Source organism: Mesorhizobium sp. M7A.F.Ca.MR.362.00.0.0 (assembly GCF_004023175.1).
Classification (GTDB): Bacteria; Pseudomonadota; Alphaproteobacteria; order Rhizobiales; family Rhizobiaceae; genus Mesorhizobium.
Map to the genome: position 1 here is coordinate 1 of NZ_RZTF01000874.1, position 632 is coordinate 632.

At 60.6% G+C, this 632-nt stretch carries 1 pseudogene; it reads right to left on the bottom strand.

Going from position 1 to position 632, the window contains the following annotated elements:
• Positions 1-403: pseudogene (locus EOC06_RS44695) on the bottom strand (integrase); the annotation flags it as partial.
• Positions 404-632 lie beyond the last annotated feature (229 nt).

Sequence of the window (632 nt, forward strand, 5' to 3'; positions counted from 1 at the left end):
GGAAGGACAAACGTTCCTGCACTTCTATCGCCTTGGCTACAGGCTCAATTGTAATCCAATCAGCCGGCTCACCTTGGCTCGACCTGCCCTTGTAGGCAACCGAGCGAACGCGATGACGCATGACCATGCCATCTTGGCTGCGCGTTACGGAAAGGCATCCGCGCTGCATCGCCTGGACCTCGCAGTCCCGCATCCCGGTCAGGTACGCGCAGAGGATATAGGCTGCCGCCTGCAGCATCCGCTCTTCCTCCGCCAGTGTTTTGGCGTCGAAGCGGGGCCGCCATGGCTTGCCGGTCTCCGGTAGAATGGCGATGGGAGTCTCCATTCCACCTGTCTCGAGGCCGAGTTCGAGCAACGCGGCCCTGATCTGGCGAGGTGCGCCGCCGGTCAGCTGAATATGCATTCTTGGCTCGGTCTGAGCGTCGATGCCAATGTGCAGGTGAAGCAGGTGCGAATTGACGGGCGGCGATACGTCTCCTGTCTCTGGGTGCCGCAAAACGGTGCCGTTGTGCGCGCTCTCCCAGATGGGCACGCCACGGTCTTCGCTTCGTAGCTTATCGAAATAGTTCTGAAGACGCCTTCGCTGTCGGCTACGGCGTTCCGTGTATGTGAGAGCCTGATCTGACTGGAGG